This window comes from Pontibacter cellulosilyticus (assembly GCF_014306105.1).
GTDB lineage: Bacteria > Bacteroidota > Bacteroidia > Cytophagales > Hymenobacteraceae > Pontibacter > Pontibacter cellulosilyticus.
In genome coordinates this window covers 1,456,691-1,483,295 of record NZ_JACRVF010000001.1, presented here as the reverse complement: position 1 = coordinate 1,483,295, position 26,605 = coordinate 1,456,691, and the positions used below count along the sequence as shown (strand labels likewise).

The following is a 26,605-nucleotide window of genomic DNA, read 5'->3' as shown; positions in this document are numbered from 1 at the left end:
TCTGATGCCTTTTTGTGTGGCATGTAGGGTAGATGCAGAAAGTATACTTCAGGTTGCCTATGGTTCGGATTTTTGTTAAAAATATTTGCAGATTGCCTGATGAAGTAAGTAGATAGGGATTTTTGACTGTATCTTATTGGCCTCTATTTAGTTCGGATAACTCTTATTCCTTCAACGTACTTTTCGTCTTTATACTTCTCATAGGCTTCTCGGCAGCAAAGTGTTTCAGATCTTACTTCACCATTCTTGGGCCTAGTGTAGCTGACATCGCTTTGGTTCTGGCTTCTTCCGATCTCAATTATTTTTCCGTCTATGTCATAATATCTTGTTTTGTAAGGCACGACATCATATCGGATTGGCTTGTTTTGAAATTCTCCCCTTGGAATCAGCTTCACTTCCAGGTAACTCTCAGTTTGGCCATCGGCTTCATGAAACTCAAGTGACGCTATCTGATTAGGATTGAAGTCCGGGATATCATTGTGCTCAAAGTATTTGTTGTAAACTTTGAGTCTGGCTTTATGCTCGAAGTATTTAAGTACGGGGTGGTTCGAGTTCTTTACCTCAACACCAGACACAAAATAAGCCATACTTTCATCCTTGGAATGAACGCGGGTGATAATAATCTCAGAAGGCTTGAACAGCGATTTGATATTGCTACTTGTTTTTACGCCGTTTATCAGGGCATAACTGTGGTCATCATCGAATGTGGTTTTTGTGACTACTTTAGTAGACCTGACGTATGTTCCTGTTTGAGCAAAGGCTGCATGACATACGAACACAAAGACTAGAAGTATAAAAGTCTGTTTCATGATTAGGTTTGATAGAAATTAAGCTGACTATAGTATGCTGCTATTAATCCTCATAAAACTCTATAATGGAGCCAAAGTAGGCTTCGTCCCAACCTTCAACTAAGTCATCGTAAGCCTCGTCCGGAATGTTAGTGTGGCGCAATTCTGCCGAGGTGCCATACTTGTGTGGGTGCAGCTTAATGGTAACAATAGAAGGCTCTTCCTGATCCCCGAAATACCACTGCTGCACGATCTTCTTATTTTCCTCAAACTCCAAATTCTTGCCTACAATGCTGCCCTCAAATAACTCGAACTCAGAGCCTGGCTCCGTAGACATGTCGGCCTGTTCGCCGGACCACAATTGGATGGTGTTCGCGTTGGTTAAGGCCACGTATACTTCCTCTGGAGAGGCTGGAATAATGTAGTATTTCTTATAGTCTTTCATGCAGATGCTGCTATTTTTGTTTCTCGGTAAGTTAAGTATTTAGTGTGGCAGAAGTATAGCCAATGTAAAACAATCAGGCTTCCTGAGATTTGTTTTCGCTAACCTTAGCCAGGTATTCCTTTGGTGTCATGTTCTCGGATGATTTGAACACACGCTGGAAAGTTGCCATGGAGTTAAAACCTGAGTCCAGGGCTATGCCGGCAATGGTCATGGTTCTGGTTTCGTTGCGGGCCAGCCGGCGTTTTACTTCTGCAATGCGGTAATCATTAACATACTCGCTGAAGCCTTTTTGCAGGTGTTGATTTAGGACTGCCGAGATCGTTTTGGCGCTTATGTTGATGTGATCGGCCAGTTTGCTTACTGTCAATTCAGGGTCGAGGTATAGCCTCTCGGTTTCCATTGCTTTTTTGAGCGCCACCTCGCATCTTTCTACTGTTTCAGTATCAATTCCCTCGAAGTATGCACCAGTTTTTTTCTGTGCCTCCACCTGCACCACTTTAATACGGTAGAAGCCCGTAATGCCCAGCCAGTAGATAAACAGCACCTGAAGCACCTCAATAGGGTAGTAGTAGCTGCTCTTGTTCGCTTTAAAGATTACCGGGTAAACTGTTGTTACCGCCCAGGCTATACCCCACACCAACGTGAACAGGTAAAGGATGCGCAGCCATTTAAGCGGTATCTGTTCTTCGGGGTTTTTATACTGCAACCAGATTTCCCTGCCCGCCAGCACTAGGTAAAACCAGAATACCACTACCGCCAGGTTATCCGAGACAGTATTATGCAGGATATCCAGGTCTGCGCTCCAGAGGCCGAGCACGGTGCCGCGCTGGTTTAACAACGCAACAGCAAGTATAAAAAGCCTTAGTGCAAACTGCACACCTACAATGGCAAAGTGCTTTAGCAGCGTGCTTTTAGAAAAACCTTGCGGATGAGTAAAAGACCGAATGTACAAGTATAAGCACGGCCCTAAGCCAAAGATGAGCACATTCGGAAACAGGCTGAAAAAGTAGTTGAACGTGTTGTTGTCTGAGCTCCAGCTAAACGTTTCGAGGCCGTTGTAGACAAGGATAAGCACCAGCAGCGCTAGGTAGTTCTTTTTGCCAGAAATACGCTCTTCCGGTTTCGAGAAGAGCAGCACCAGTCCAAGTATGAGCCCCTGCAGCGCGCCAAACAAAATAATGATATCAAAAAGGCTCAGGTACATGCTTGTTTTCGGGCTTGTAGTATGGTAGAGGCTACTAATATAGGAAAGATTCTTTTAAAAGAATTAGGGAGTGCATTGGAGATTTACAATGAAGCGATAATGTCACAGCTGTGGTTAAGGGTTTGTATGAATTTATGACGGCTCTCATCCTCCTGCCCCCTTCAAATGGGGACCACGAATAGTTAAAGAGGCACCTACTCAAAGTTTAAGCTCATTAAAATAAAAAGCCCCGGCAAGTATAAACCTGCCAGGGCTAAAGTATCATCAAAGTATAACCTTATCCGAAGATCTCGTTCAAAAGACCTGCCAAGCGAATGCCACCTTTCAATAGTCTGTCATTTAGAGTATCTACGTGATCGAAGTTATACCTGTAGCCAAGTTTCTCTTCTGGTTTCACACCTTCATAAAGCTTATCTGCAATCTGGTACGACTCATAGATCCAGGTGCTTACCGGTGCCTGCTGCCAGGTGCGGCGCTGCGATTTGTCAGTGAAGTTAAGCGCTGTAGCATACTCTGTGTAGCTCAAATTCTGATACTCTACCAACTGCTCGTCCCATACTCTGTGCAGGTTGGTTGGGGTGTTAAACCAGCTTAATCTAACACGGTTACCACCTAAGTCCTCAGGACGGCCCGCGTGCATTGGCTGATGAATGTCGCCTACCATATGGATGATCAGGCGCAGGTACATCTGCTTCTTATCCTGCGTAAGGTTCTTGTTGTTCTTCAGCTCCGACACCATCATGTTCAGCTTGGTATGCACGTTGGTAGAGGTATCCTGCATAACGCTTGCGGTAAACTGGTCCAGCGTAAGGCCTTGCTTAAAGTTGATGTAGTGCCATGGCCCTAAGTAATCGTAGGATGGATCTGACTTGATAAAGTCTGCCCAGTTGCTGGCAATTGCCAACGACTCGTTGCCAAGTATCTTTTTAATATTTTTTTTCGCTTTGCAGGTCAGGTTTCGCTCTGCAATCTCGCCTACAACGCGGTGCCCCAACATGCCCCAGGCCATTGCCTGCGAAGGCAGGTAAGCCATTAAGCCGATCAGGAATAATCTTTTTAAGAATTTAAAGGTCATTTGTGCTGTGTTTAGTCTTGTAAAGATGCTGCAAATGTCGGTATTTTTTGTGCAGATGAAAAGTAATTTATACTTCCGCACCAAAGTGCCAGAGCTCGGTTGTACTTGGGTTGCCTACTTAGTACAAAGTATATTTTATAGTACTCTCGTAACTACCTGCCAAGAAGACCGGGCCATATCATAACTTTTTGTGGATGGCAGGGTTAGATGAAGCATAACAATAACAAAAGACAGCCATGAAAGCATATATCGTTAACGAACCGGGAGGAGTGGAAAAGCTACAATTGCAGGAAATAGATAAGCCTGCTCCAAAAGCTGGAGAGGTGCTGGTAAAGGTAAAGGCCATCAGTATAAACCCTGTTGATGTAAAGACACGCGAAGGCAAAGCATTATATAAACAGTTGTCAGAAGACCCCCCTGTTATACCCGGATGGGATATTTCGGGTGTGGTAGAGGCTGTAGGTGAGGATGTAATGGTGTTTAAAGCTGGCGATGAGGTGTTTGGAATGGTAAACTTTCCGGGGCATGGCAGAGCCTACGCTGAGTATGTGGCAGCACCCGAGGCACACTGGCACACAAACCTGCAAACATTCCGCACCACGAAGCGGCCGCCGCCACCCTGGCTGCCCTAACTGCCTGGCAGGTGCTGGTGCATCAGGCTAACATTAAAGCAGGGCAGCGGGTGCTTATTCATGCAGCTGCAGGTGGCGTAGGTCATTTTGCGGTACAGATTGCCAGGTACTTTAAAGCTAATGTTATAGGCACAGCCTCACCTGAGAACCACGATTTTCTTCGTAACATGGGGGCCGATGAACAGATAGATTATAATCATTATAACCCGGCAGAAGTAATAATGGACGCGGACATTGTACTGGACTCGCTGGGGGAGGAGAACACCCGTAACTCACTTAAGGCGCTAAAAGACGGTGGAACGATTGTATCTATACTTGGCGGTGCAAAAGAGGCTGTGCAGGAAGAGGCCAAGAAACATAATATCACAGCTAAAAACTACCTGGTGCACTCCAGCGCCGAGGATATGGAACAGCTTGCTAATCTGATGCGGGATGGCCACCTGCGCCCACACGTTTCGCATGTGTATACTTTTGAAGATCTGCCAAAAGCACACCAACAGGTAGAAACGCACAAGACCAGGGGTAAAGTAGTGGTAAGTCTGGCAGAGTAGACAAGTAAAAAATGTATAAAAGCAGGGGCGCAATTATAGCTTCGGCCTCTGCTTTTACAAGTTAGCTACTCCTTTTCTCGGTGCTTACCTTCTTCAGATACCAACCCTTTTCATCAACCACCGGTGCCTCTTTAGATGTTACCGTTATAGGTTTAGAAGACAACTCCATGCGCTGCGTGCCGTTGTCGGTTTTCACATCCATGGGTAGCGAAAAGTTAATGTTCGGAATCTGGATGGTATAAGTGTTTTCACCAGTCTGCTTTACCTGTACCTCCGGCACCTTGGTAGTGCGCAGGTACATATCAAACACAGGCGTAATATTGTGGCTGGTGTTTACATTGATATAGTTCTGCAGGTCGAATGTTTTTACCTGGTTGGCATAAGTATAAGCCGGGTCATTAATAAAGTTTTTGAGGGTTTTGAAGAAAACATCATCACCTAAAATATACCTTACTGTGTGCATTACATGCGCACCTTTGGTGTAGATCTCGCCATGGTAAGCCTCATCTGACGTGGCAAACTCTTTAACAATAATCGGCTTTTCGTTTCGGATGTTGCGGCCGATCTGCTGCACGTGTTTCAGGTACGCCTCGTGCCCGCCATGCTCCTCCACAAACAGCCAGTCGCCGTAGGTGCACAGGCCTTCCTGGATCCAGAAGTCAGCCCAGTCTTTTACGCTCACTTTGTTGCCCCACCACTCGTGGCCCAGTTCGTGGTACAGCAGCCAATCGTGGGTAGCGTCGCCTACTTTTGTAAACCTGTAGTTGTTGCCATAGGCGTTTATAGTCTGGTGCTCCATGCCTAGGTAAGGTGTTTCTACTATGCCTATTTTATCTTTCGGGAAAGGATATTCACCAAAGTATTTCTCCTGGGTTTTTACACTATTTTCAAGCACTGCCATCAGTTCCGGAAGCTTTGCCTCGTTCTGGCGTAGCAGGTACATTACCATTGGTACGGTGTTGCCGTTTACAGTAGTATAGTTTTTCTGTGCCTGCACAAAATCGCCTACCGTGAAGTTTATGCCATAGTTGTTGATGGTATAATCTGTTTTCCAGTGATAGGTGATCTGGCCTTTCTCTTCTTTCTCCGAAACCAGCAGACCATTTGCAGCTACCTTATAAGGTGCAGGCACTGTAATAAATTGATCTACACCTTCGTCAGGCTCATCTGAGGGGTGGTCTTTGGAAGGCATAAATATCTTGGCTCCTTCGTTCTGCGACGACAGGCCCACCCAGTGCTTACCGTTGGCATCTTTAGCGTAGGTAAAGCCACCCTGCCATGGCGGACGGACGGCCTCGGGTGTAGTGCCGGCATAATTTACCTTCAACTTTACTCTTTGCCCCGGCGCATACTTTTTCTTTAGCTGCACATCCAGCCCGTCTTTGGTTCTAGTATACTTTGCCTTCTTCCCATCCACAAATACCTCGCTAACTTTATACCTGTCAATCAGGTCCAGCTTAATGTGGTCTATTGGCGACACGATGGCTACAGTAGCTTCTGCCCATCCTGCAATAGATTTGCCTTCCGGATTAACGGTGAGGTTCAGTGTATAATGCTTAACATCGTAAGCCGCCTGTGCCGGGTCTACAGGTCCGCCCCAGGTCCAGTTATCGTCCTGGGCAGTGGCCGAAATGCTGCTGAAAGCCAGCAATGCGATGAGAAAGTACTTTTTCATAGAATGTGATAGCGCTATAAGTTTAATGTCTCCGGTGCGTGGGGTATGGATAAGCAACACCGTTTTGCTTACGACTGTTCCTTACAAAAGCTGTAGGCCGGGGATGTTAAATTTTGCTTCTTCCTCTAAAATAGGAAATAAAGAACAAAAGGCTTAATGTGCAGACTATAATATTTACTGTTCTGGCGAGGGGCAGTGCTTCCTTAGGCCATACTTGCCCCAAAAGCACTACCATGTTTAAGCTTGCCAGTTTTGATGCTGTATATATTAGACCAAGTTTGCTTGGGTTATTTGCCCGCCACTTTCTCAGTAAACTTTACCGGCGGTTTCCGATGTTTTGTTCCCTGTTCATAAGAGTAAGTTAGCCTGATCAAAGTAGGTTCGTCAAACATACGGCCAAGAAACTGAAGGCCGGCTGGCAAGCTACTGTAAGTATAGCCCATTGGAACAGTAAAGGCTGGCTGCCCTGTGTGCGGTGCAATGATCTGGCTATTATCGCCTTTGTACCCTTCAAAGTCTCCTACTTTGGCTGGAGGATTATTCCAGGTTGGATAAATGATCGCATCAACTTTAAAATGATCCATGGCTTCTTCTATGGCATTGCGGAAGGCTATTCTTTTAGGGTCATGATAGGCATCGCCACAGGTATGGGAGCCTTCATCCGGTCCAACTTGGTTTTTCTGAAAGTACTTCAGGTTCTCTTCAATGTAGGACGAATACTTGCCAGTGGCTATGATCTCGTCAAGGTTTTTAACCGGTACGGTTGCCCCCTGTGCAGAGAGGTATTCATTGATGTCGCGTTGGAATACAGCGCACCATTGGTCTTTGCGGAGGCTATCGAAGTGTGCTACTTCAAACGGGTCTACGATTACTGCCCCTAAAGCTTGCAGGTCAGCGATGGCCTGCTCAAACAAAGCTTTTACCTGAGGATCAGGATCCTTATCGCTTAAAACTCTGAGTACGCCGATCCGAGCCCCCTTTAGTCCGTTCTTGTCCAGGAACTGCGTGTAATTCTGGGGCACTTTTCCCTGGCTGTGTTTTGTAAGAGGGTCCGCAGGGTCATATCCGGCAATCACCTCCAATACCTTGGTGGCGTCTTCAACGGTTCGGGCCATTGGGCCGCCTACATCGTTACGCAGGTACAGAGGAGCAATTCCGTGGCGACTTGTTAAACCAAGCGTAGAACGGAAACCAACCAATGCGTTATGAGAAGATGGCCCCCTGATAGAATTGCCGGTATCAGTGCCCAAACCTACCGTGCCGAAATTAGCAGCAACGGCGGCAGCCGTGCCGCCACTGGAGCCAGCCGGCACATGCTCCAGGCTGTAAGGGTTAAGCGTTTCACCTGCAATGGAGCTTATGGATACCATTGGGCTAAAAGCCCACTCCGCCATGTTAGATTTGGCAAGCACTATTGCGCCAGCCTCTTTTAACTCCCGCACCTGGTAGGCATCCTCATTAGGTTTAAAGCCTTTCATGGCCAGCGAGCCGGCGGCAGTTTGCAGGCCTTTGGTGTTATAGTTGTCCTTTACGATAACCGGTATGCAGTGCAGTGGTCGCAACCTCCTGGTCTTTCTATACTCCTCATCCAGTTGCCGGGCTCTTTCCAACGCCTCAGGATTGGTTACTACAATGGCATTCAGCTTTGTTGGCTGGTCGTACTTCTCTATCCGCTCAAGGTAAGCAGATACTAACTGCTGACAAGTACAGGTGCCTTCTTTAAAAGCCTGATGGATTTCTGTGATAGTTGCTTCTTGCAAATTAAAATCTGCGGTTGTAGCGGAGGAGGTTGCTTCCGGGGTACAACCGCTCAGGAGCAGGAGAGAAAGCAACGCGCTGATCAGGTATGAAAGTTTGTCTGCCACAGGGTATAAGTTAGTGATCCAGGGTATATGATATTTTCAAAACAATATAAACAAAAAATCCCTGTTACTTTACGGCAGTAGGGAGTTTAACGGTTGTAACGGTTTGTACATAAAACGAGCAAGGCGTAGCCGAAGCACGGTTTATGTACTGGGTTATGGGCAGTTGTTTTTTTTGATTACTTACTCGATTAGTTTTATAGTTCCATCAATGATTCCATATAAGCCAATCATTAAAAAGAAAAGTCCACCTAGGAATAGTTTTAAGTTTGCTGGATACAGCATATCTCCTGTATCATACTTCCAAAACTTGTTCTTTATCATAAATAGAATTCCTATAGGAACAAAGAGTAAACTAATTAGGTGAGCAAAGTTCATAAGATTTTACAACTACCAGATTTTACCTTTCAATTAACCAGAACGGATTTGTACATGAGGTGAGCAAGGCATCAGCCGAAGCTTTGCTCATGTGCTGTGTTAGGTGTAGACTTTCTTTTCAAGCTTAGAGCAATACCCACACCTACTAATGGCTGCCAAATTAGCGGCAAAACTCCGTAAACATCTTCCCCTGGTATACCTTGGTAAAGATTGTCTAAGGGAAAACCTTTTGCAAGGAAGAATATTAATAAGGAGAGGCTTCCAAGTATAAAGATTATCAAACAATTGAGAAGGTTAAGATTGATGTTGTCAAGTATTCTTTCAAAAATGTACGCCATAAACAAAGCACACAAACCACTCCCAAAGTAAACAGCTAAGAAGGATAGCTTCTCTACTGTTCGAACAAATAAATTTGCTCCGACTCCTGCAAATATTATTCCTCCATAAGATTGGACGATCAAAGCAATAGGGCCAATCAGCAAGTATGGAATAAGTTTTCTCTTCCATTTTATATGTGCATGATTGGATGCTAACACCCCTAATCCAAAAACTATAGGGGCTGAAAAGAATAGAACAGGCGTAGAAGGTGTCATAAGGTATAGAAAACCTCCTAATAGTCCTGAAAGACTTGTTGCTGCTAATGTGTTTATTCTTTCCTTCTTCATTATTACTGTTTGCACCTAACTAACGGCTATGCGTAAACATACGCTTATCAACACTATGTACTTAGCTTAGTATATCCTAAATATAGGAACTGTATACAACTTCTCATAAAAAAACAGCCTTACTACAGATAAGTAGCAAGGCTGTTTTTAAGTATAACTTCTAGTATAATTCTAGTAATCATCGCGCTCCAGGGCAGCAACGCCAGGCAGAGTACGGCCTTCCATATACTCTAGTAGTGCCCCGCCACCCGTAGATACGTAGGAAACACGATCAGCATAGCCGAACTGGTTAACGGCTGCTGCTGAGTCGCCGCCACCTATCAGAGAGTAAGCGCCACGGCGGCTTGCTTCAACCACAGCTTCCGCTACAGCCTCAGTGCCTACCGAGAAATTAGACATCTCAAATACACCCATCGGGCCGTTCCAAAGTATGGTTTTGGAATTTCTGATAACATCTGCATACTGCTCACGCGCCTCAGGTCCGATATCTAAACCCATCCACATCGGCTTGATATGGTGGCTCAGGCAGGTATCTACGTTGGCATCGTTGCTGAAGTCATCCGCAATTACTGAGTCTACGGGTATCATCAGATTAACGCCTTTCTCACGGGCCATGGCAATTAATCTGCGGGCCAGGTCAAGTTTGTCTGCTTCAACCAGCGAAGATCCAATATCGCCGCCATCAGCCTTTATAAAAGTATACGACATGCCGCCACCGATAAGTAGGTTATCTACCCGGTTCATCAGCTGCTCTATGATCATGATCTTGTCAGAAATCTTGGCTCCGCCCATAATGGCGGTAAATGGTCGTTCGGCGTTATCCAGTACACGGCTGGCATTGTCTAACTCAGCCTGCATTACGTAGCCCATTACCTTATCTTTAGGGAAGTAGCGGGCAATTACAGCAGTTGAGGCATGCTCGCGGTGTGCCGTGCCGAAGGCATCATTCACATACACATCGCCCAGTTTAGCCAGTTCTTCGGCAAATCTCGGGTCTCCTTTTTCTTCTTCCTTATGGAAGCGCAGGTTCTCCAGCAGCAGTATTTCGCGTGGCTTTAATTCAGCGGCCATTTGCTGTGCCTCAGGCCCAATGGCATCCGGAGAGAAACGCACTATTGTGTCAAACTCATCGGCCAATCGGTCTACAAGGTGGCGAAGCGAGTATTTTTCTTCTGGTCCGTTCTTAGGCCGTCCCAGGTGCGACATCAGGATAACCGCGCCGCCATCGTTCATGATCTTACGGATGGTGGGCACAGCCGCGCGAATTCGGGTATCGTCGGTGATGTTGTGTTTTTCGTCAAGCGGCACGTTAAAATCCACACGCACCAATGCCTTTTTGCCGGCAAAGTTATACTGATCTACGGTTTTCATGAGGTGATTAAGGTTTTGTTACTCGTTGTTCGTTATAACGCCAGATTTTGTTGCCACAAAATCTTAGGCGAAGCAAATATAGTGAAATGGTTATACTTGTTAGAGGTTGCTGGTTGTTGATTGTTTTTCTGCAGCACCGGGTCCAACCACCCCTGCCCCTCCTTAACCAAGGAGGGGAGTCTGCAGTTGCTTTTGCCAATGTATAGGTTTCATTGCTGATGCTATTCCTCGGACAGGTCGAGACCCAATGCCGTCAACTTAAGCTTTTTTGTCATCTCGACGATAGAAGAGATCTTTATAGAACTTCTTCTGCACTAATTCCAGATAGATTTCTCACAGCTACGCTGGCTCTCTTCGGCTCTCGCCTCAAGAGTGTTCGAAATGACAGCTTTTTCCTTAAATTGACGGCATTGGGTCGCGACCTATCCCTACGAAGGTGTAAACCCACCTCCAGTCCCACTGAGGAGGGGAATTTTGCCATTTGCAGATGCCGTTCACGAAGAAGTGTCCTATACATTCCTTGGGTTGAGCGCCTTCTATTGTTGCGGTGCTGAGCTTGCTCAGCAGCCCGCAGCGGAGCGAGGAGCAGCTTCAATAGACAGCGCGATGCCCGAGGACGAGGCCTCCCGGTTTGGGAGGGCACCAAAGCCAAAGGTGAAAGTATAGGCAGGTTAGACTGAGGAACACCAACTACTCGATAGATAGGCAGCAAGAAAGTATGGCAGTTGCAAGTATAAACCCCGCTTATACTTTGATAAAACCTAAAATTGAACTAGAATAGCAGCTTATAACTTTAGTGAGTATAATGCCCCTCTATTTATTACCTTTGCATTAATGAAAGTAGGAATCATCTTTGGCGGACCATCACGTGAGCGCGAAATCTCTTTTGCAGGTGGCCGTACGGTATACGATAATCTGGATAAAGCTCTGTTTGAGCCAGTTCCGGTATTTGTGGACAGCCTGGGTAACTTCATCCTCCTGGACTGGCAGTTCATTTACAAAGGCACAATCCGTGACTTTTACCCACCGGTAGAGGCATTGCCGGAGAGTGAGCACGGGCTGCAGATCTACCTGGAGTCGCTTGGCGAACTAAGCATAGCGGAGCAGGACAAGATAATTGCCAATGCCGGTAAGCGTTTGCAGCCAAACGAGTTTAAGGAGCACTTTGATTTTGCTTTCCTGGCACTTCATGGTCCTTATGGCGAGGATGGCTCTATTCAGGGCTTGCTGGAGTGGTACCACATTCCGTACTCTGGCTCTGGTATACTTCCTTCGGCCATAGGTATTGATAAGGCGGCTCAGAAAAAACTGCTGAAGCAAAACAACTTCGCTACGCCAGATTATAGAACTGTTCAGTACGCTGACTGGGCAAAGCAGGAGCAGCGCGAGCAGATCTTTAACAACCTGGTAGCCGACCTGAGTTTGCCGCTGGTTTTAAAAGCGCCTCATCAGGGTTCGTCTATTGGGGTTTCTATTATCAAAGAGAACAACTTTGCAGCGTTTGAGGCAGCCATGGAGCGCAGCTTCTTCACCAAAACCATTTACAAGAGCCAGTGGCTGGCATTAGGTGAGGAGAAGCAGCTGATGAGCATGAAGCAACTGGTGGATATCCGTGAGGGTATCGGAATGCCGGTGATGCTGGAGGATGGTACGATTGTATACCACCCGGAAGAGCTGCTGAACAAGATCAACCATACATTTAATACCTCTGCCACTGATAGCCTTACTCTGACAAACATTGAGCACGAGCAGCAGGTGCTGGTAGAAGCTTTTATAAGAGGCAAAGAGTTCTCTTGTATTGTGGTACAGAACGAAGCTGGAGAGCCAATTGCGCTTCCGCCAACCGAGATCGTGAAGGGCAGCGAGGTATTCGACTATCGTTCGAAATACCTGCCAGGCCTTAGCCGCAAAATAACACCGATAAACCTGCCAACTGAGCAGATACAGCAGATACGCAAAGCCACGAGCAAACTGTTCAAAGACTTTGGCTTTAACGTGTATGCCCGTCTGGATGGCTTTATCACCGATAACGGTGAGATATTCCTGAATGACCCGAACACGACCTCTGGTATGTTGCCGTCGTCGTTCTTCTTCCACCAGGCAGCTGAGATCGGGCTTAACCCGTCGCAGTTCCTTACTTACATTATCCGCACTTCTGTTGCAGAGCGTTTGAAAACCGGTAAAGACACCGTAAAGTTGACACGTCTGCTAAACAAACTGGATAAAGCTATTAAAGAAGAGCAGGCGCACCGTGGCGAGAAAGTTCGTGTGGGTGTGATCATGGGTGGTTACTCTTCTGAGCGCCATATTTCAGTAGAGAGCGGCCGTAACATTTACGAAAAGCTTTCTTCATCTACCAAGTATGAGCCACTGCCAATCTTCTTAACAGGCAGCAACGATGAGCACCGTTTGTATACTATCCCGATCAACATCATGCTAAAGGATAATGCAGACGACATCAAAGAGAAAGTGCATTACTTTGAGCAGGGTGGCAAGCCGCACCCGGTATTGGCCGAGATCGCCAAAGAAGCCGAAAGTATAACCCGCAAGTATACAGGCCGCAGTTTGGAAGAGCCGCAGCGCATTACCTACAGTCAGTTAAAAAACCTGGTGGATGCAGTGTTTATTGCCCTGCATGGCCGCCCAGGCGAAGACGGTGCCTTGCAAACAGAGCTGGAGAAGCTATACATCCCATACAACGGTTCAGGTATTCGCTCGTCGCGCATTACCATTAACAAGTATGAGACGAACGAGATTCTGGCGCAGCACGGGGTGCCGGTGGCAAAGCATGCCATGGCTATGAAAGAGGACTGGGAAAAAGACCCGGAAGCTTTCTTCCAAAGTATAGAAAATGAATTTAAGTATCCGTTCATAGCTAAGCCAGCCGATGACGGTTGCAGCTCTGCTGTGAAGAAGATAAAGAACCGCCAGGAACTGCAGGCCTTTGCTAAACTAATCTTCCGGGAGATGGAGGAGCTGGATTCTGATTGTGCAGTAACGTTACAGCTTGGTTTTAAAGAGGAATTCCCGAACAAAGCCGGCTTCCTGGTAGAAACGCTTATCTCGAGAGAAGGCGCCAAGCACTTCCTGGAAATTACCGGTGGTCTGCTTACCAAGTATGCCCCTGACGGAACAGTTAGCTACGAGGTGTTTGAGGCATCGGAGGCTCTGGCAGAAGGCGAGGTCTTATCATTGGAAGAAAAATTCCTGGCCGGCGAAGGACAAAACATTACGCCTGCGCGTTATGCTGCTGATCCGGAGCGTCGCCAGAAAATATCTGACAAGGTAAAAGAAGACCTGAGACGCGTGGCCCAGATTTTGAACATAGAAGGTTACGCCCGCATAGATGCCTTTGTGCGCGTGCTGGAGAACGATGAGGTAGAGACGATCATTATTGAAGTGAACTCACTGCCAGGCATGACACCAGCAACTTGCATTTTCCACCAGACAGCGATTAACGGTTACAAGCCATACGACTTTATTGACCGTATTCTGCAGTACGGTATGGAGCGCACCAAAATGAAGGCAGAAGTATAGTTGAGTTAGAAAGTTAAAAAGTTAGAAATTTAAAGAGTTAGAGATAGTAGGGTAAAGAGTCCTATGTCTATTGTCTAACGTCTATTCTCTAAAGAAAAATGTTTAAAACGAATTCATTTGTAGATGTTCTGAAACATCTGGCCGTGATGGCAGCCATTGTTGTGGTGCTGGTAATCGGTTTCTTTTACGTTTACCTGCCGGCAACCACGAATCACGGTGAGAGTATTTCGGTGCCTAAAATAGAGGGTATGCAATTGGCAGACGCAGAGGAGTTGCTGGAGGACCAGAACCTGCGTTACTTCATCAACGACTCTACTTACAAGCCAGACCTGAAGCCGTTCCAGATCCTGACACAGGATCCTTCGCCGGGAGCCAAGGTAAAGGAAGACCGTAAGATCTACATCTCGGTTAACATGAAGAACCCGCCGATGATCAAGATGCCAAAGCTGATTGACGGATCGGTTAAAAATGCCGAGCTTATACTTAAAAGCTACGACCTAAAGAAGGGTAAGCTAACCTATGTGCCGGACTTGCAGCAGGGCGCTATCTTAAAGCAGTTTGTAAACGGCAAAGAGGTAAAGCCAGGCGACATGGTACCCAAAGGTGCTGTGGTTGACTTACACGTAGGCGATGGCCTGGGCAACTCTGAGTTCGAGATGCCATCTGTGGTAGGCATGCCTGTTGATGAGGCGTCGGTGCTGCTGGTAGGGCAGGGGCTCCAGATTGGAAACATCATTTACGTGCAGGGCAGCGATGAGCCTGATGGAACAGTAGTAAAACAGCGTCCTTTTGCGGAGGTAGGCGCCAAAATAAGAGTGGGCGAACTGGTAGACCTTTGGGTAGCCGGTAGAGAACCGATAGAAGGTATAGAATAAGAAACTTAGATTTGATATAAAGCGTCTGAGCAGAAATGTTCAGGCGTTTTTGTTTTAGATCAGGATTCTCAGGATAGATAGATAGATAGATAGATAGATAGATAGATAGATAGATAGATAGATAGATAGATAGATAGATAGATAGATAGATAGATAGACTTTCCTTCAGCTGCGTTTATCCAACCACCCCTTTATCCCCTCCTTATCTAAGGCGGGGAATTTTACTTGCCACTTTTCCTGTCATTGCAATAGCAACCGTTCTTCTCCTTTGTCATTTTAAAGTGGCAAATCCAGGATTTTTAACTGGAGATAGTGGTAGATGGAAGATTAAGCAGTAGCTAAAAGTATAAAACACGATTGAAGTAATAGCAGATTCCCCGCCTTAGATAAGGAGGGGATAAAGGGGTGGTTGGAAACAGTATAATACTCAATCAGTACTTCGTTGTACTTATACTTTACAGGCTGTAAAAAGCCATTTTCATTAAAACAAAGTATAACTAAGTATAGTAAAGTGTCCGAAAGTCCGGGGCTTTGCTTATTTTAAGGCTTTGAACGCGACACCACTAATCTGACCGATAACCATACTTATGAAAAAAGCGCTGGCAATCATACTTTTTATACTTGTGGGTAGTGCAGTAGCATCGGCGCAGGCGGTTTTAGCTCCGCTGCAACAGGAGCAGCACCTGCAGCAAAGTATAAAATCAACATTACGCCAGGCCGCTGCACCACAGTCCTTGCCCTTTTTCGATGACTTCGCTACTGTCTCAGTTGTGCCTGACCCCAACCGCTGGATAAACGGAGGCGTGTACGTGAACAACCGCTATGCTCAGGAGCCTATCACCATAAACGTAGCCTCTTTTGACGGACTTAATGCCAATGGCATCGCCTACGCACCGGGTACAACAGGAACCGGCGCATCCGATACGCTTACCACACAGCCTATACTGCTGGCAGGCCTCACGCCAGCCGACTCTGTTTACTTAAGCTTTTACTGGCAGTCTGGTGGCTTTGGTGATATTCCTGACAGATCGGAGCAGGTATACCTGTTGCTGGAGTTTAGAGACGCGGCCGGCAACTGGCAGGAAGTATGGCGACAGACAGGTTTAGGAGAGGTAACGCCATTTGCCCAGGTGTTTATTGGCTTAAAAGATCCCAAGTACTTTCACAATAACTTCCAGTTCAGGTTCCGAAGTGTGGGGCAACGTAATGGTATAGCCGATGTCTGGAACGTAGATTATGTACTACTTGATAGGAACCGCCGAAAAGGGCAAAGTATAACCCGTGACATCGCTATTAGCCAGGGGATAAGCAAACTGCTGAAGCACTACACGGCCATGCCCGCCGTGCAGTTTCTGCAGAACAAGCAGCAGGAATTAGCCGTTGAGGTAAAAACCACAGTAAACAATCTGGGAGGCCTGCCCGGAGCTATTAGTTGGAGAGGTTACATCAAAAAACAAAACGATGCTGCAGCCGATACTTTTTTACGAGGGCAAGGCCTGATACCGGGAAATGCCAGGCAGTTTGCCATAACCGGTGTTCCGCGAATAGATAACCTGGAGCTGGATAAGAACGGGTTTATACTAGTGCATGGGGTGCGGCTGATCACTAACGAGGCAGACCCTTTGCAGCGGGCCAACGACAGCACCCAGCGCAAAACAGTTTTTGCCAACTACTACGCCTACGACGACGGCACGGCAGAGGCCAGTTTTAGCTTTCCGGGGTCCAGTAGCACGCAGGTGGCCCAGCGCTTCGACCTTAACCAGCCAGACCAGGTATCCGCTTTTAGGATATACTTCCCGAGGGTGCGCACCAATCTGGCGGGTACTTCGCTTACCTTTAAAGTATGGGCAGACAATAACGGAGTACCCGGCGAAATACTGCATCAGCAAAACTTCCAGATACAGTACAGCGATAAGTTAAACGAGTTCTATGAAGTACAGCTGAGCAAGCCTGTGCCTGTAAGCGGCTCTTTTTACATCGGTTGGCAGCAGCCGGGTAATTTGTTCGTGAATGTGGGTTTTGATAGGAATGAAGTTGCCACAGGGCGTAGGTTTCTGTTTACCACCTTAAACCAATGGACCCAGGATACCCAATTGCAGGGAGCCATTATGATGCGGCCCGTGCTGGTAGGGGAGGCGCTGGGCTTGGCTGAGGAAATGGAGGCAGCCAGGATAAAAGTTTTCCCAAATCCAGCTGATGGACGTATTTATATAGAAGGAGAGTATGATAACCTGCGTATCTATACTGTAACAGGGCAGCAAGTGTACCAGCACAAGTATAAAACTGAAAGTGAGCCAATTGATTTAAAAAGCCTTGCCCCAGGATTTTATACTTTGCGCATTCAAACGAGAAAAGCTATTATTACAAAAAAAATAATATTGAATTAAGCCATGATCACATCATCTGATATCACAGTAGAAGAATTAAAAGAGCGCCTTGCCAAAGGAGAGACGCCTGTTATCATAGACGTTAGAGAAGATTGGGAATACCAAGAGGCTAATATTGCAGGCGCAAAGAACATTCCGCTGGGTGCGCTGCCGCAGCAACTCGAAGACCTTGAAGACCTGAAGGACCAGGAAGTTATCGTGCAGTGTCGTTCTGGTGCGCGTTCTGCTACGGCCAAAGCGTTCCTGCAGCAGCAGGGCTTTAGCAATGTCCGTAACCTGCTTGGCGGCATTATGGCTTACAACGGATAAGTCATAAAAGATATAATAGTAAAGGGCAGGGGCACAGTGGTGTTTCTGCCCTTTTTTCATTTAACTCCTCTCAGCTTGTGCTGGCTCTTATTATACTTTGTAGCAGATTTGATCACAACGGCAGCATGTAACAAGGCGTGTAGATTTCCCATTTATCAAATTCAATTCATACTTTCCCTACACCTGCTCACTTAAGCACCAAGTTAATGGTAGTTAAACAAATTCTTCTATAAGTAAAAGTAATAGTTCTAATAATATAATTATTGGTCGCAACATAGCACGTATTATAGGCTTTGTGCAATGTCTGCTGCTGCTCCAGTTGATAGTTCAATTGCGCATTATTCACTGATTTCACCTTAAACAACTATATGTCTAACTTTTACTTAAATCTTTATGAAGAACATTTTAGCTGTAGCTGCAATTTGCATGCTATGGGCAAACACGGTTTTTGCCCAGGCGTTTATCGATCCGAAACTAAAGGATGCCATTGCAGACAGGACTAAACTGGTACAGGTAGTCGTTACCTTTAAAAGCGACGGGGCTCCTACATTACTAGACAAATCTCTTCTTACCCAGGTTGGGATCTTACAGGGTTTAACCCTGAAGGCACTGCCAATTGCAGGCGTTTTGGCTACGGCACCGCAGGTAGAGGAACTGGCTAAAAGTTCAAGAGTGCTTTCGCTTTACTTAAACGAGTCGCTAAAGTATGAGAACAATACTGGTACAGCCATTACCGGTGTAAATAAAGTACGCAACGAAATGGCCTTTACTACCCTGAATGGTGGTATGCCTGTTTCCGGAAAGGGCATTGGCGTGCTGGTTAACGATAGCGGCGTAGACGGCACACACCCGGATCTGCAGTTTGGTAAAAATCTGAAGCAGAACGTAACGGCAGCCACTAATTTGAACTCTGTATCCGGTATCTTACCATACACACCTATTGAGAATGTTCCGAACACCGATGCCACAGGCGGGCACGGTACACACGTGGCCGGTATTGTAGGAGGAACAGGCCAGGCATCAACTGGTAAGTATACTGGCGTTGCTCCCGGTGCTGATTTGGTGGGTTATGGTTCTGGTGCGGCGCTGTTGCTGCTGGATGTACTTTCCGGTTTCGATTATGCATTAATTAACCAGGCTCAGTATAACATCCGTGTTATTACCAACTCGTTTGGCACCACAAGCGATACAGGTACAGATGTAAATCCTGCAGACCCTATTACATTGGCAACCAAACGTTGCGTAGACAGAAACATTGTGGTGGTGTTCTCGGCAGGTAACTCAGGTCCAAGCTCAGGCACCATTACAGGGCAGTATAAAAAAGCACCATGGGTAATAGCAGTGGCCGCCGGCGACAAGCAGGGCCGTTTAGCTGACTTTTCGTCAAGAGGGATAGAAGGCAAAGGCGGTTCTTTTATGCTGGATGGTAAGACTTATACCTGGCAGGATCGCCCAACAGTTACATCTCCTGGTGTAGACATCATCTCTACAAGAGTAATTGCCCCAGTTTCTTCGTTATCTGCGGATAAAGATGCAACAGAACTTGAGGCGGCACATGTGCCATACTACACACACATGAGCGGTACTTCTATGGCGGCTCCGCATGTGGCCGGTATCGTGGCGCTGTTGCTCGACGCAAACCCTACGCTTACTGTGGCTCAGGTAAAAGAAATACTTCAGCAAACGGCTACTAACATTCCAAATCGTGAATCGTGGGAGGTGGGAGCCGGTTATGTTAACGCTTACGCTGCCGTAGACAGAGCTTTCAGAGCTACGGCTCCTTATGGCTCTACCCTAAACCTTACCCGCACCTTTAACAGCAATGTAAACTCTAATAATGTATCGGAGAAATTTACAATAGACTTTAACCCTGCTACCACAGTTACAAACAACACGACTTTTAACGTAGCTTCTGGTACTACCAGCATCGAAGCAAAAATAAAGGCTACCGGTGTGGCCGGCGAAACGGGTAACCCTGTAAGGCTGACGCTAATCTCGCCTAGTGGTGTAAGAACAAGCGCCGGTATACCGGTTACATTCACGTTAAGCTACGATCGTGGAGTAGCGGTTGCCTCTCCGGAGGCAGGTACCTGGACAGTAGAAATCTCCGGCTTGAACGGCGCAGCTTTCCCGGAAACTATAAACGGCACCATCAACATGATGACTGCAGCCGGTATGACTGGCTTGAACGATATTGCAGGCCACCCGGCAGAGGCTTCTATCAAAATGGCTGTTAATGCACGATTGGCAGATGGATTATCTGGTGGCAATTACAGACCTGATGAGTTACTGAAGCGCATCGACATGGCAGATTACCTGATGATGGGTGAGGGCATTCGCCAGTTCCTGCCTATAGATGGTTCCTTCACATTGAGTGATGTGAAGGAAAGAAACCTGCTGGCTGAGTCGATTGTGGCTAAAGGTGCGGCACTGCGTGACGTGGACCATGTATACAGCGGTATTATGCTGCCTGTGGCGCCGGGTAAGTTTAATCCGAATGGTAAAGTAAGCAGGGCAGACATAGCTTACTCGCTGGTGCAGGCTTTAGGGCTGCAGAAGTTTGCGGTAGAGCGCAACGGTAAATCGCCAACAGTTAATGTAGACGGTACCACCTATCCAATAGAAGACGCTGCCGATATACCAGCTGGCTTAGAGGGCTACGTTAGCGTGGCACTGGAGATGAACCTGATCAACGCTTATTTTACGTTAACTCAGGGGCCATACGACCTGCAGCCTACCTTGCACGCTAACTTTAAGCCGAACCAGGATGTTACCCGCGGTGACTTCGCTGTGATCATCACCCGTACACATGCACAGTGGAACGCAGCCACGCAGCCGATAGCGTCATCAAGCACCTCTGCTGCCATTGCTGCCGGTGAACTAAGCACAGCAACTGAGCAGGTATATAGCTACCCAAATCCTTTTACAGGCGTTACCACTATCAGTTATGTGGTGCCACAGGACGGTGAGGTGCAGGTAGCAATTTATGATGTGCTTGGCAAGAAGCTACAGACTCTGGTGGCGGAAAGTATGAAGGCCGGTAGCTACACCACGAAATTTGATGGCAGTAATTTACCTGGTGGTACTTACATCTACCGTGTGCAGGCTGGCAGCAAAGTATACTCAAACAGAATGATCCTTACTAAATAAGAGCTATTAGTTTAGGGTGAAACTGAAGAGCCGCTTCCTTAAACAGGGAGCGGCTCTTTGTATATTTTATCTATTGGTAAGGATGCTTGCTTTCTTAACTCTTACTCCAGAATAAAAGGAGAGGGGCTGAAGCAAAGTATAAAAATTACAAAAGCAAGTATACCAAGCACCCGCCTTGCCGGGGTAATCGGAGCCTCGATAACGCTGGACGGGTGAAACAAGCCCATTACTCTTGAGAGTAGCAGGCCAAAAACCAACCAGCCACTGTAGCCATCGGCAGCAGCATAAAAAGTTACGATGAGCACCTGCGCTGCAAGTATGATGCCCGTTAAGTATAAACTATACTTTATGTGCGGTGTAGCTGGCTGCAGTACAAACACCAGGTACAACATGTAAAAAGGCCACAGCCAAATGTAAGCCTCATACACAGGAAACAGACCAGACAAGCTATACTGCAACAGGAACATGCCCATGGTGGCAGCCAGTGCAAAACGACGGTTATCCAGCAGTTTCAAAAAAGCCCAGTAAGAAAATGGGGCAAAGATGATCAGCAGGTCCTCTTCCCACAGTGGCTCGTTATAAGGCGAAATAACGCCCAGGCCAGCATAAAGTATAAACAGGCTGAAGAAGATAGGCGAGATGCGGTTAAACTTCTTGTAGCCGATCAGGCCATAAAGCACATGCCCTCCATCCAACTGGCCAATCGGCAACAGGTTTAGTGCTGTAAAGAACAAGGCCAGGAAGCCGGCAAACAGCAAGGGATAGTGCATCATCTCGTACTGGTTGGGTACCAGTGCAGGGTCTGCTACATACTTCTCGAAAAGTATAAACAGTAGGTTTTTGCCCAATGCCAGATTCCCAAAGCCATTCTGGTATACATGCTGCGCATAATCTAAACCAAACTGCTGGTACTCCGGATGTATTTTAAAAACGTAATCCGGCTCTGGCAGGTGTGTAAAGGCGTAAAACAGCAAAGGCAGCGCTACCACAAAACCAGCCAACGGACCAGCAATTCCAATATCAAAGAACTGCTGCCGCGACAAAATACGGCTCTTGATTCGGATAAAAGCACCCATCGTACCAATAGACGAAGTTATACCAAACCAAAGCGGAATATAGTAGGGCAGGGTAACATCGGTGCGGTAGCGTTTTGCCGTGAAGTAGTGGCCAAACTCATGCACCGTGAGCACACCCAGGAAGGGCAGCGAAAAGTATAGCCCGGCTACAAACTCTGCCCACGTTATACTTCCTGTCCAGGTAAAGCCGTCTCTGCCTACAAAAAACAGTTTGCCAAAGATCCATTCGGTACCGGCCAGGGTAGTTGTAACCAGTGTAATGCAGAAAAGAAGCAGGTGCAGCCCGTACGTTTGCTGCTTGCTAAACTGCCCCATTCGCAAAAAACTTGTTTATAGTAAGCGGCGGTTGTAGGTGCAGCGTATGTATACCCACTGCCTGTGCACTGTCAATATGTTGTTTGCTGTCATCAATAAACAGTGTCTCCTCCTTTGCCAAGTCGTGGTTGTCCAGTATCAGTTTAAAGATAGCTTCATCGGGTTTGCGTTTGCCCACTAAGTGCGAATAGTATGCCTCTTCAAATAGCGAATCGAGGTTAGGAATGGAAAAGCTGTGCTCCACAATTTTATTAAAAGCCTCCAAGTGAATGGCATTGGTGTTGCTAAGCAAGAAAATTCTGTACTTCTTAGCCAACTCCCTAAGCAGGTCAATGCGCTCCTGCGGAATATCCAGCAGCATAGCATTCCAGGCATTGTCTATCTGTTGGTCGGTTACATCGCGCATCTGGTAAGTTTCGCGCAGGTCTCTTCTAAACTCTTCCGGGGAGCTGGTGCCGGTCTCGAACAGGTCGAACAGGTGAGATTGTTCTTTCTGGCTGTACTGCACCTGGCAATCGTCTTTACACAGCTTTTGCAGCTCCTGTATACTTTTGTTGTAGTCTATGTTGATGATAACTCCGCCCAAGTCGAAGATGATATTCTTTATTTTTGTAAGATCCACGAAAAAATATTTGATAAGGATTTGAAATATTGAATGCAAATATGTAAAATTGCACTCCCAATTCAAAGGAAGCACATTTCTTTAAAGGGAACGGGCCTATAGCTCAGTTGGTTAGAGCACCTGACTCATAATCAGGTGGTCCCTGGTTCGAGCCCAGGTGGGCCCACTGAAAATGAAGCACTTACGTAGAGAAATCTGGTAAGTGCTTTTTTTGTGCATACAATTTGCATACAAATGCATCCTAATCGCTTACCAAGATAACTTGATAGACTTAGTAGAGGCATAAGTTCTGTTCTCTCCTCTCCAAGTGGTAGATAACGAGCATGGTACTAGACTTAATCCCCGTGATTGTGCTCTCCTGACTTACTGGAATGTAATCCTTAAAATTGTTTACTAGGATACAGCTCTGTGAAAGCACTTTAAGGCTAACTATTGTGGTTTCACTGGATTCTGATTGCCTTCTGGGTGATTGGGCTGGGTATAATGTCAAGGGTATTGCCTGTTAAATATGACAAAATAAAGAAGTAATGCTAATATTTAGGATTTATCCGAAAAAAGTGCTTTTTTGCAGGAGGGGGTATTGAGCTGGGCTGAGATTAAAACGTTATATTAGCTGAACGCAAGTTAAAAGAAATAGAGAGGCATAACACGAGGCATTTAAAGCCTATGTTGTGCCCTTTTCTTTTACCTTGGTGAGATCAAGAGACTGTAGTAGAATACGGTGAGCATAAGTGCAATATTAACAGGTTTAGATAGTTATGGTTCATTTATAGGACTTAACTGGATAAATTAAAACCCTGTCCTTTTGCTCCTTTCACAACTACAGTATCTTTCCCTAAGGCTTTACTGGAATAGAAGAGAGGGCACTGCTTAACAATTAAGCGGTGTACCATGTCCAAACGGAAGCAACGTAAGAACCCACAGCAGACCATCCTGAAAGGGGAGGGAGCAGCTGCGTCTGGTAAGCTGCCGGCAAAAAGGGACTGGTGGGTCAACAGGATGCTTGCTAAGCTTTTAGGTAGCCACATCATAGCTCAGATGGGCAAGCTCAACAATAATTTATTACAGTTAGCTGCTCTGTTTGAATGGCTCTTAAACATTGTCAAATGGAGCTGTAAGCTGATACTGCTATATCGAGCCAAAGAGATTGCGGAGCCTCTCTTAACTTTGTTGCTAAAATGGTTTTCCGGAGAGTGAAACACAACAAAGAAATATAGAAACACAGGCCAACGGTGCCAACAGCTGAGGAGTTTGAAAAACTGAAAGAAGCTGTAGCTAAACTAACGGATGAGGTAGTTATTCATGCCTTTAATGCAAATAAAATCAACCTGAGCATAACTGATGGAATACGTGGATTTAGAGACGGGCTTCGCCGTGTTGGGCTTTGATGACTACCAAGAGTTTAGGCGTGTTCGGCAGCTGTGTGAAGAGAAAAGTAAAGCGATAGCCTACGCCGGCCGGCTGGAGAGGATAAGAGAGATTCAGGCAAAGAACTGGGTATACTACACACACCAGGGATGGCAAGACTACGCGCACAGGAGAGCGGAATACTATACATACAACCCTGAGCAGCCTAGGCCAAAGGGGTTACTCACGGCAAAAGAAAGCATTGTGTCTGCAGCTGCGGAGCTGGGCAGAAGAGCGGGCTATGTAGCTAACTATGTAATCGTTGCGCGCAAGTAAAAACGCAAATGCGGGAATACATATTTATGTAAAGGCGTAAAACGTTTTAAGCAGATGTGCACTCATATCTAGAAGAAATGGTAGCATACTTTACTGAAGTACTCTTTAAAGTCTTTATCAGTTTGCTCAAGATCTTCAAAGTCTGCAAATAGGGAAGGGGAAAATAACCTAGCTCCTTCCTTTGTTGTCTTAAATTCATGAAGGATATGTTCTGATGGGTGCATTTTGCCGCTCCGCATAATACGGTACCCAAATCGTCCAATAGGGCTCCAGCCTCTGCCTATTTTCTTTGTATAGGCTATAGCCAACATGTATTCGAATATATCGAACAGGTTCTCATAATCGCGGGTGTGCGGCATGTAGCTGTCGAAGAAAGGTTGTAGCTTTGAGAACAACATCTCAGACATAGGTACAAAATTCCGATTACCTAAAACTGTTTTTAGACTATCAGGGTCAATCACATTGTGAGCACTAACACCTTCAAGAATATTCATCTCCCCATAGCTCCGATGGACAGTCATCGAAAACATATTAGAAAGGAGCTTGTAATCTTTTCGCAGAATACTAGAAAGGCCAATGCTATAGAGGAAAATTAAGCCAGGGAGGGTTTCAAGATTTAACCAAATAGTGCCGCCGCTTCGATCCTTAGCTGATGAGAACCGGGCCAGGCTACTAAGCCAGATCGAGTAGTGCTGCTCTTTACCCCAATAGACTCCGTTCACGAACAGGGTGCAAAGCGTGCTGCATTGCTGGAAGTAGTATTCGATTCTTTGCTTGATCTCTTCGCTGCTAGACGTACCGTTAACCAATAAGGAGTCGAAATTCTCGTAAACTCTTTCAACTTCACCTTTGATCAGGTCATGGAGCGAGATGATGTGCTCGTCGCGGACAATGTACTTCTTTAGCCTAGCCAATGCGATCTGAGGTGTTAATGGGTGCTCAGAGTTGCTGTTCTCTAGTGCCTCAACGTTCTCGTGCAACTCCTTAAAAAAGGTATCAGCATTGTCAATAGCTACTGTATGCCCTTTCCTGATAGAAGCTAAGTTTTCTAAGTCCCCGACTGGCTTGCCTACATAGGTAAAGTAGTTGGAGAACCTGAACTTATTAGAAGATTCTAGAGCCTGTCGTAACGCAATGTCCCAGGTTGCTGACCAACCACAGGTAATAAGACCAAAGTTCTCAAACACGAAGCGCAACAGCTCTCCAAGCCGATCGTCGTATTTATACAACTCACTTTTGATGTTTAGTAAGCTTGTATCGAGGTAGTCTCCATGGATTTTGATAATGGTGATCGGGGAATGAACAATCGGCATTGTGTTCTCTACATGCCCTGGGTTGCTTATTACCGTTGGCTCGATGCCGACATCTTTCAATGCATTTTCTAGGAGCCTGTCGAAGTTTGTTGTTATGACAACCCTGATGTACCTCTTGCGGACCAATTCAGCAATCATACGATGCGCCACTGTCGGTTTCTTCAACCCATCTTCCAAATCTTCTTCGTTTGGCTCGAAGAGAGGTCGCAACAGGTTAAGTCGCTCAGCCGGTGTGTTGGTAAGGGACTCTAGCAGATCGGAATAGTCCGGGTCCTTTTTGAATTTCTCAGTAAACCATTTCTCTGGATCCGGCTCACAATTTTCATTCTTCAGAGTAGCAGTATGCCGGATAAGGTTGAGCACTACCTCCCAACCTGTGGGGATACCGGCACTTCTGGAAATACCTGAGCCTAATAGCAGCGCAAACGCGCCTTTGTTGCTGTAAACTGAGTACGATACCGAAGTTACTTGATCATTCATATTAAGCCTGATTTGTAGAGGCCCAATATATGGAATTTAGGCCTTTAAAACAGCGAGTGTTAGCAGTCTGATACGTAAAGACATAAATACATATTTAATAGGGTGGCTAAACTTTGTCAGTTCATACACTTGATCAGGATCAATAAAAATTTTTAAGATTTTTTCTGCCTCTCCCTCAGTAAATTACCTATACACTTCTAAACTCAATTACT

20 protein-coding genes and 1 tRNA gene are annotated in these 26,605 nt (G+C 46.2%); 10 read left to right on the top strand and 11 right to left on the bottom strand.

Annotation, left to right across the window (positions count from 1 at the left end):
• Window positions 1–143 precede the first annotated feature (143 nt).
• The 4 genes from H8S84_RS06315 to H8S84_RS06300 form a co-directional block, all read right to left on the bottom strand.
• Window positions 144–809: a hypothetical protein gene (locus H8S84_RS06315; protein WP_187066392.1), complete on the bottom strand. Its 666-nt coding sequence runs from the start codon at window positions 807–809 to the stop codon at window positions 144–146.
• 43 nt (window positions 810–852) lie between these two features.
• Window positions 853–1,233: an SRPBCC domain-containing protein gene (locus H8S84_RS06310; protein ID WP_187066391.1), complete on the bottom strand. Its 381-nt coding sequence runs from the start codon at window positions 1,231–1,233 to the stop codon at window positions 853–855.
• Between the two features lie 73 nt (window positions 1,234–1,306).
• Window positions 1,307–2,437, bottom strand: a complete 1,131-nt coding sequence (locus H8S84_RS06305) for a helix-turn-helix domain-containing protein (protein WP_187066390.1) — start codon at window positions 2,435–2,437, stop codon at window positions 1,307–1,309.
• A gap of 277 nt (window positions 2,438–2,714) precedes the next feature.
• On the bottom strand, window positions 2,715–3,512 hold the full coding sequence (locus H8S84_RS06300; protein WP_222621581.1) for a S1/P1 nuclease: 798 nt from the start codon (window positions 3,510–3,512) through the stop codon (window positions 2,715–2,717).
• A 236-nt stretch (window positions 3,513–3,748) separates the two neighbouring features.
• On the opposite strand from H8S84_RS06300, the gene H8S84_RS20105 reads away from it, so the two are divergent.
• Both H8S84_RS20105 and H8S84_RS20100 read left to right on the top strand, forming a co-directional pair.
• Window positions 3,749–4,144 (top strand): alcohol dehydrogenase catalytic domain-containing protein, encoded by a 396-nt coding sequence (locus H8S84_RS20105; protein ID WP_230407053.1) that lies wholly within the window; start codon window positions 3,749–3,751, stop codon window positions 4,142–4,144.
• An 11-nt stretch (window positions 4,145–4,155) separates the two neighbouring features.
• Entirely contained in the window at window positions 4,156–4,695 is a 540-nt protein-coding gene (locus H8S84_RS20100) for an NADP-dependent oxidoreductase (RefSeq protein ID WP_317175429.1), read from the top strand.
• A 61-nt stretch (window positions 4,696–4,756) separates the two neighbouring features.
• On the opposite strand, the gene H8S84_RS06290 is transcribed toward H8S84_RS20100, so the two are convergent.
• The 4 genes from H8S84_RS06290 to H8S84_RS06275 all read right to left on the bottom strand — a co-directional run bounded on the left by H8S84_RS06290 (window position 4,757) and on the right by H8S84_RS06275 (window position 10,646).
• A complete protein-coding gene (locus tag H8S84_RS06290; RefSeq protein WP_187066389.1) occupies window positions 4,757–6,370 on the bottom strand; it encodes a M1 family metallopeptidase in 1,614 nt (537 codons plus the stop codon).
• A 287-nt stretch (window positions 6,371–6,657) separates the two neighbouring features.
• Window positions 6,658–8,235: an amidase family protein gene (locus H8S84_RS06285; protein WP_187066388.1), complete on the bottom strand. Its 1,578-nt coding sequence runs from the start codon at window positions 8,233–8,235 to the stop codon at window positions 6,658–6,660.
• Window positions 8,236–8,681: 446 nt separating this feature from the next.
• Window positions 8,682–9,275, bottom strand: a complete 594-nt coding sequence (locus H8S84_RS06280; RefSeq protein WP_187066387.1) for a hypothetical protein — start codon at window positions 9,273–9,275, stop codon at window positions 8,682–8,684.
• Between the two features lie 171 nt (window positions 9,276–9,446).
• Complete coding sequence (locus tag H8S84_RS06275; RefSeq protein WP_187066386.1) at window positions 9,447–10,646, bottom strand: phosphoglycerate kinase; 1,200 nt, start codon at window positions 10,644–10,646, stop codon at window positions 9,447–9,449.
• An 834-nt stretch (window positions 10,647–11,480) separates the two neighbouring features.
• On the opposite strand from H8S84_RS06275, the gene H8S84_RS06270 reads away from it, so the two are divergent.
• The 5 genes from H8S84_RS06270 to H8S84_RS06250 all read left to right on the top strand — a co-directional run bounded on the left by H8S84_RS06270 (window position 11,481) and on the right by H8S84_RS06250 (window position 20,904).
• Window positions 11,481–14,183, top strand: coding sequence for a D-alanine--D-alanine ligase family protein (locus H8S84_RS06270; protein ID WP_187066385.1), 2,703 nt, complete (start codon window positions 11,481–11,483; stop codon window positions 14,181–14,183).
• Between the two features lie 98 nt (window positions 14,184–14,281).
• The gene (locus H8S84_RS06265; protein WP_187066384.1) at window positions 14,282–15,058 is read left to right on the top strand and encodes a PASTA domain-containing protein; all 777 of its coding nucleotides are present in this window, start codon (window positions 14,282–14,284) and stop codon (window positions 15,056–15,058) included.
• Between the two features lie 587 nt (window positions 15,059–15,645).
• Window positions 15,646–17,445 (top strand): T9SS type A sorting domain-containing protein, encoded by a 1,800-nt coding sequence (locus H8S84_RS06260; protein ID WP_187066383.1) that lies wholly within the window; start codon window positions 15,646–15,648, stop codon window positions 17,443–17,445.
• A 3-nt stretch (window positions 17,446–17,448) separates the two neighbouring features.
• Entirely contained in the window at window positions 17,449–17,754 is a 306-nt protein-coding gene (locus H8S84_RS06255) for a rhodanese-like domain-containing protein (RefSeq protein ID WP_187066382.1), read from the top strand.
• 393 nt (window positions 17,755–18,147) lie between these two features.
• A complete protein-coding gene (locus tag H8S84_RS06250; RefSeq protein WP_187066381.1) occupies window positions 18,148–20,904 on the top strand; it encodes a S8/S53 family peptidase in 2,757 nt (918 codons plus the stop codon).
• A 101-nt stretch (window positions 20,905–21,005) separates the two neighbouring features.
• Here the strand turns inward: H8S84_RS06250 and H8S84_RS06245 are convergent, their stop codons facing one another.
• Together H8S84_RS06245 and H8S84_RS06240 are read right to left on the bottom strand one after the other, a co-directional pair.
• The gene (locus H8S84_RS06245; protein WP_187066380.1) at window positions 21,006–22,295 is read right to left on the bottom strand and encodes a site-2 protease family protein; all 1,290 of its coding nucleotides are present in this window, start codon (window positions 22,293–22,295) and stop codon (window positions 21,006–21,008) included.
• Window positions 22,282–22,917: an HAD family hydrolase gene (locus H8S84_RS06240; protein ID WP_187066379.1), complete on the bottom strand. Its 636-nt coding sequence runs from the start codon at window positions 22,915–22,917 to the stop codon at window positions 22,282–22,284. The genes H8S84_RS06245 and H8S84_RS06240 overlap by 14 nt, the downstream gene beginning before the upstream one ends.
• 92 nt (window positions 22,918–23,009) lie before the next feature.
• Here H8S84_RS06240 and H8S84_RS06235 point away from each other — a divergent pair.
• The 3 genes from H8S84_RS06235 to H8S84_RS06225 all read left to right on the top strand — a co-directional run bounded on the left by H8S84_RS06235 (window position 23,010) and on the right by H8S84_RS06225 (window position 24,600).
• Window positions 23,010–23,083, top strand: a tRNA-Ile gene (locus H8S84_RS06235).
• A gap of 725 nt (window positions 23,084–23,808) precedes the next feature.
• Window positions 23,809–24,114: a hypothetical protein gene (locus H8S84_RS06230; RefSeq protein WP_187066378.1), complete on the top strand. Its 306-nt coding sequence runs from the start codon at window positions 23,809–23,811 to the stop codon at window positions 24,112–24,114.
• A gap of 153 nt (window positions 24,115–24,267) precedes the next feature.
• Window positions 24,268–24,600: a hypothetical protein gene (locus tag H8S84_RS06225; protein WP_187066377.1), complete on the top strand. Its 333-nt coding sequence runs from the start codon at window positions 24,268–24,270 to the stop codon at window positions 24,598–24,600.
• Window positions 24,601–24,668: 68 nt separating this feature from the next.
• Here H8S84_RS06225 and H8S84_RS06220 read toward each other — a convergent pair whose 3' ends face one another.
• Window positions 24,669–26,393, bottom strand: a complete 1,725-nt coding sequence (locus H8S84_RS06220; RefSeq protein ID WP_187066376.1) for an SIR2 family protein — start codon at window positions 26,391–26,393, stop codon at window positions 24,669–24,671.
• Window positions 26,394–26,605: the final 212 nt, after the last annotated feature.

What these genes read in the sequence shown, in the direction of transcription:
- H8S84_RS06290 (WP_187066389.1), bottom strand. Translation starts at nt 6,370, where the DNA reads ATGAAAAAGTACTTTCTCATCGCATTGCTGGCTTTCAGCAGCATTTCG.
- H8S84_RS06255 (WP_187066382.1), top strand. Translation starts at nt 17,449, where the DNA reads ATGATCACATCATCTGATATCACAGTAGAAGAATTAAAAGAGCGCCTT.
- H8S84_RS06280 (WP_187066387.1), bottom strand. Translation starts at nt 9,275, where the DNA reads ATGAAGAAGGAAAGAATAAACACATTAGCAGCAACAAGTCTTTCAGGA.
- H8S84_RS06220 (WP_187066376.1), bottom strand. Translation starts at nt 26,393, where the DNA reads ATGAATGATCAAGTAACTTCGGTATCGTACTCAGTTTACAGCAACAAA.
- H8S84_RS06230 (WP_187066378.1), top strand. Translation starts at nt 23,809, where the DNA reads ATGTCCAAACGGAAGCAACGTAAGAACCCACAGCAGACCATCCTGAAA.
- H8S84_RS06315 (WP_187066392.1), bottom strand. Translation starts at nt 809, where the DNA reads ATGAAACAGACTTTTATACTTCTAGTCTTTGTGTTCGTATGTCATGCA.
- H8S84_RS06270 (WP_187066385.1), top strand. Translation starts at nt 11,481, where the DNA reads ATGAAAGTAGGAATCATCTTTGGCGGACCATCACGTGAGCGCGAAATC.
- H8S84_RS20105 (WP_230407053.1), top strand. Translation starts at nt 3,749, where the DNA reads ATGAAAGCATATATCGTTAACGAACCGGGAGGAGTGGAAAAGCTACAA.
- H8S84_RS06260 (WP_187066383.1), top strand. Translation starts at nt 15,646, where the DNA reads ATGAAAAAAGCGCTGGCAATCATACTTTTTATACTTGTGGGTAGTGCA.
- H8S84_RS06310 (WP_187066391.1), bottom strand. Translation starts at nt 1,233, where the DNA reads ATGAAAGACTATAAGAAATACTACATTATTCCAGCCTCTCCAGAGGAA.
- H8S84_RS06250 (WP_187066381.1), top strand. Translation starts at nt 18,148, where the DNA reads ATGAAGAACATTTTAGCTGTAGCTGCAATTTGCATGCTATGGGCAAAC.
- H8S84_RS06265 (WP_187066384.1), top strand. Translation starts at nt 14,282, where the DNA reads ATGTTTAAAACGAATTCATTTGTAGATGTTCTGAAACATCTGGCCGTG.
- H8S84_RS06275 (WP_187066386.1), bottom strand. Translation starts at nt 10,646, where the DNA reads ATGAAAACCGTAGATCAGTATAACTTTGCCGGCAAAAAGGCATTGGTG.
- H8S84_RS06305 (WP_187066390.1), bottom strand. Translation starts at nt 2,437, where the DNA reads ATGTACCTGAGCCTTTTTGATATCATTATTTTGTTTGGCGCGCTGCAG.
- H8S84_RS06245 (WP_187066380.1), bottom strand. Translation starts at nt 22,295, where the DNA reads ATGGGGCAGTTTAGCAAGCAGCAAACGTACGGGCTGCACCTGCTTCTT.
- H8S84_RS06300 (WP_222621581.1), bottom strand. Translation starts at nt 3,512, where the DNA reads ATGACCTTTAAATTCTTAAAAAGATTATTCCTGATCGGCTTAATGGCT.